Origin of the sequence: Marinobacter sp. UBA3607, assembly GCF_002375525.1 — a bacterium.
Lineage (GTDB): Bacteria > Pseudomonadota > Gammaproteobacteria > Pseudomonadales > Oleiphilaceae > Marinobacter > Marinobacter vinifirmus.
This window is the reverse complement of record NZ_DFLY01000020.1, coordinates 1-4,255: the sequence shown is the minus strand read 5'-3', so window position 1 is coordinate 4,255 and position 4,255 is coordinate 1. Positions and strand designations below refer to the sequence as shown.

5 protein-coding genes are annotated in these 4,255 nt (G+C 60.6%); 4 read left to right on the top strand and 1 reads right to left on the bottom strand.

The genetic code is table 11. The features are described from left to right. Positions 1–74: 74 nt before the first annotated feature. Entirely contained in the window at positions 75–1,337 is a 1,263-nt protein-coding gene (gene rho, locus B2589_RS07475) for a transcription termination factor Rho (protein WP_022987538.1), read from the bottom strand. Positions 1,338–1,697: 360 nt separating this feature from the next. Between rho and moaB the strand changes: the two genes are divergently transcribed. From moaB to B2589_RS07455, 4 genes are read left to right on the top strand one after another with little or no spacing between them, the layout of a single operon-like run. Beyond that, complete coding sequence (gene moaB / locus B2589_RS07470) at positions 1,698–2,270, top strand: molybdenum cofactor biosynthesis protein B (protein ID WP_286816125.1); 573 nt, start codon at positions 1,698–1,700, stop codon at positions 2,268–2,270. A 9-nt stretch (positions 2,271–2,279) separates the two neighbouring features. Then, a complete protein-coding gene (gene glp, locus B2589_RS07465; RefSeq protein ID WP_286816124.1) occupies positions 2,280–3,494 on the top strand; it encodes a gephyrin-like molybdotransferase Glp in 1,215 nt (404 codons plus the stop codon). Positions 3,495–3,496: 2 nt separating this feature from the next. Next, on the top strand, positions 3,497–3,757 hold the full coding sequence (gene moaD / locus B2589_RS07460) for a molybdopterin converting factor subunit 1 (RefSeq protein ID WP_286816142.1): 261 nt from the start codon (positions 3,497–3,499) through the stop codon (positions 3,755–3,757). Between the two features lies 1 nt (position 3,758). After that, positions 3,759–4,211, top strand: a complete 453-nt coding sequence (locus B2589_RS07455; protein WP_022987534.1) for a molybdenum cofactor biosynthesis protein MoaE — start codon at positions 3,759–3,761, stop codon at positions 4,209–4,211. Positions 4,212–4,255: the final 44 nt, after the last annotated feature.

The window sequence follows — 4,255 nt, the reverse complement described above, 5'->3', positions numbered from 1 at the left end:
GACACCCCCTCCCGGCCTTGTTCTTCCGACTTCTTTACTCGCGCCCCAAAATCAGGCGCGCAGAGAAATCAGTATCAACGACGCTTCATAGACTGGAAGAACTCGTCATTGGTCTTGGTATCCCGCAGCTTGTCGAGCAGGAATTCCAGAGACGCAGTGTCGTCGTCCATGGAGTGCAGCAGCTTGCGCAGGATCCACACGCGCTGGATTTCCGCTTCGCTCATCAGCAGGTCTTCGCGGCGGGTGCCGGAACGACGGATGTTGATGGCCGGGTAAACCCGCTTCTCGGCAATCTTGCGGTCCAGGTGCACTTCCATGTTACCGGTACCCTTGAACTCCTCGTAGATAACCTCGTCCATCTTGGAACCGGTATCCACCAGCGCTGTGGCCAGGATAGTCAGGCTGCCGCCCTCTTCTACATTCCGGGCTGCACCGAAGAAGCGCTTGGGTTTTTCCAGGGCGTGGGCATCCACACCACCGGTCAGCACCTTACCGGAAGACGGAATCACGGTGTTGTAGGCGCGGGCCAGGCGGGTGATGGAGTCCAGCAGGATGATCACATCCTTTTTGTGCTCCACCAGGCGCTTGGCTTTTTCGATCACCATCTCGGCTACCTGAACGTGGCGGGCCGGCGGCTCGTCAAAGGTAGAGGCCACAACCTCGCCGCGCACGGTACGCTGCATTTCCGTCACTTCTTCCGGGCGCTCGTCAATCAGCAACACCATCAGGTGACATTCCGGGTTGTTGCGGGTGATGGACTGGGCGATGCCCTGCATCAGCAGCGTTTTACCGGCCTTGGGCGGAGATACGATCAGGCCACGCTGGCCTTTACCGATCGGAGCCACCAGGTCCAGTACCCGGGAAGAGAGATCCTCTGTACTGCCGTTACCCAGTTCCAGGGTCAGACGCTCCTGGGGGAACAGCGGGGTGAGGTTCTCGAACAGAATCTTGTTACGGGCGTTGTCCGGCTTGTCGAAGTTAATCTCGTTAACTTTCAGCAGGGCAAAATAACGTTCGCCGTCTTTCGGCGGGCGGATCTTGCCGGAAACGGTATCGCCGGTACGCAGGTTGAAACGGCGGATCTGACTGGGAGAGACGTAGATATCGTCCGGACCGGCCAGGTAAGAGGCATCGCCGGAACGAAGGAAGCCGAAACCGTCCTGCAGAATTTCCAGTACACCATCACCGTAAATGTCTTCGCCGCTTTTGGCGTGTTTCTTCAGGATGGTGAAGATCACGTCTTGCTTGCGCGAGCGAGCCAGGTTATCCAGACCCATTTCTTGCGCAATATCGAGCAATTCGGGCACGGATTTCTGCTTGAGTTCAGTAAGATTCATAGTTTGTTGGATTTTCAGGAATGGAAGTAAACGACAGTTGGAATGACAGGGGTGCCCCTGAACGCATTGATCTGATTAAGCTGAAACAAGGTGCTGGCTCGATGGAGCTACCGGTGCAGATGAAATCCGGATTAAGTATGCTGAAGCCAGAGAGTGGGAACAATCGTTCGCCGGGCAAGCGGCATAATCGACCACCTTGAAGGCTGATGTCAAGACCTGTGACCAAATTTAAACCAGTGGCTTGCCCTGCATCAGACCAATGTCGACACCGGAAATCTCTCTGGCAGGCACCCTCTTCCATTTACCAGCGCCAATCCGGATACTGACTGTATTGTTGATACAGCCTTCTGGAGTCTTTCCATGAGCAGTGACCTTACCAGCGAACTCAAACCCCTGAACGTCGCCCTGTTAACCGTATCAGACACCCGCGGCCCCGCCGAAGACACCTCCGGCCAGTACCTGGAAGACCAGGTTATCGAAGCCGGCCACCGGCTGCTGGCCCGCCGTATCCTGCCGGACGACGTCTACCTGATCCGTGCGCTGATGTCCCTGTGGATTGCCGATCCGGAAGTTCATTCAATCATTATCACCGGCGGCACCGGCTTTATGGAACGGGACAGCACCCCGGAAGCCGTTGGTGCGCTGCTCGACAAGGAGATTGTCGGCTTCGGCGAAGAGTTCCGCCGCTTGTCCGCCGCCGAGATCGCCAGTTCCACCATTCAGTCCCGGGCTTTCGGAGGCATGGCCAATAACACGGTCATTTTCTGCCTGCCCGGCTCCACCGGCGCCTGCCGCACCGGGTGGGAAGGCATTCTGAAAAGCCAGCTCGACAGCCGCCACGGCCCCTGCAATTTCTCAGGGCTGACCTTGCGCAAGCCGGATCGTGCCTGCCAGCGGCTGCATGAAGTAATCGGCTCCCGGGCCGAACGATAAGGAGACGTTATGGCTGGCCAGAACCTGATCTCCCTGGACGATGCCCTGAACCACCTGCTTGGCCGGGCCACCCCGGTTACCCGTGCCGAGGCCGTCAACCTGACAGACTGCCTGGGCCGGATCCTGGCGGAAAACCATTATGTGCCGGCGGATGTGCCGCCGGCCGACAACAGCGCGGTGGATGGCTACGCGGTTTGCCACGGTGATGTACGGGATGGCGAAGCGCTGACCGTGTCTGACCGGGTTCCCGCCGGCACCGCCCCGGCACCGCTGCAGCCGGGCACGGCAGTGCGCATCTTCACCGGCTCGGAGATCCCCGAAGGCGCCGATGCGGTGGTGATGCAGGAGCGGGTAGAACGTAGCGGCGACAGCATCGTGATCAACGCTACGGTCAGCTCTGGCCAGAACATCCGGCGCCGTGGGCAAGACCTTACCAAGGGGGCCCTGGCCCTGGCCCGGGGTACACGAATCCGGCCACAGGAAATGGGCCTGCTGGCGTCCACCGGCATCAACCGGGTGCCGGTGCTGGCGAAGCTGAAAGTGGCCATCCTGACCACCGGCGATGAGCTGGTAGACCCGGGCCAGCCACTGGCACCGGGGCAGATCTACAACACCAACCGGTATACCCTGCTGGGTCTGCTGGCCGAGGCTGGCTGCGACGTAACCCTGTGTGAAAGCCTGGAAGACACCCGCGATGCCACCCGCCAGACCCTTGCACGGGCTGCGGCAGAGGCCGACCTGATCATCACCAGTGGCGGGGTATCGGTGGGCGAGGAAGACCATGTGCGGGCCGTGCTCGAGGAATCCGGCAAGCTGTCACTCTGGCGCCTGGCGATCAAACCGGGCAAGCCGCTGGCCTTCGGCGAAGTGGCGGGCACGCCGGTTATCGGACTGCCCGGCAACCCGGCGTCGGTACTGGTTACCTTTATGGTCGTGGCCCTGCCCTACATCCGCAAGCGCCAGGGCCGCTCCGATGTTGCGCTGACCGGTGAGCGCTTGCCTGCCGCGTTCGAGATTACCGAGACCTCGGTGCGCCGCGAATTTGTCAGGGCCCGCAAGGAGAATGCCGGCTCCGAAGTGCAGGTTGCGGCCTTCCCCAACCAGAGTTCCGGGGTAATGAGTTCCGCCTGCTGGGCTTCGGGATTGGCAATAGTGCCCGAGAATACCCGGGTGGGCCGGGGCGACCTGGTTACGTTCTATTCCTTTAACGAATTGCTGAGCTGATGATGACCGAGCCTACCCTGACCGTTCGCTTCTTCGCCCGCCTGCGGGAAGAGCTGGATACCGATTCCCTGAGCCTGCCCGCCACTGACGGGCAAACCGTCGACGACCTCCTGACCCAACTGGCCAGCCGCGGCGGCCGGTGGGCCCAGCTTAAGGGCGACCAGCCGGTTATGGTGGCGGTCAACCAGGCCATGGCAAAACCCGCCACGGCGGTGAAGGCCGGTGATGAGGTCGCGTTTTTCCCGCCGGTAACCGGAGGTTGAGATGATTTCTGTGCAGACCGGGGATTTTGATACAGGCGCGGAATATGCCGCGCTGAGAGCAAGCGGTTCAGGCACCGGTGCCATTGCCACTTTCACCGGACTGGTCCGGGATTCCGGAGACCTGTCCGGCGTAACGGGGCTGTTCCTGGAACATTATCCGGGGATGACGGAGGCGGTTATTCAAGGGCTGATTGACGAGGCTTCCCGCCGCTGGGATGTCCGTGATGCCCGGGTGATTCACCGGGTCGGGCGACTAGCGCTTTCCGACCAGATCGTATTTGTTGGCGTGTGCAGCGCCCACCGGGGCGATGCCTTCGCCGCCTGCTCGTTCATCATGGACGCCCTGAAAACTTCCGCCCCGTTCTGGAAGAAAGAGATGACCTCTGACGGCGAGCACTGGGTGGAACAGAAGGCGTCTGATCGTGAACGGACCCAGGCCTGGTCTTCAGACTGACAGGCTCAAGGCACAAAAAAGCGGTTCATCGCGCTTTACCGGGA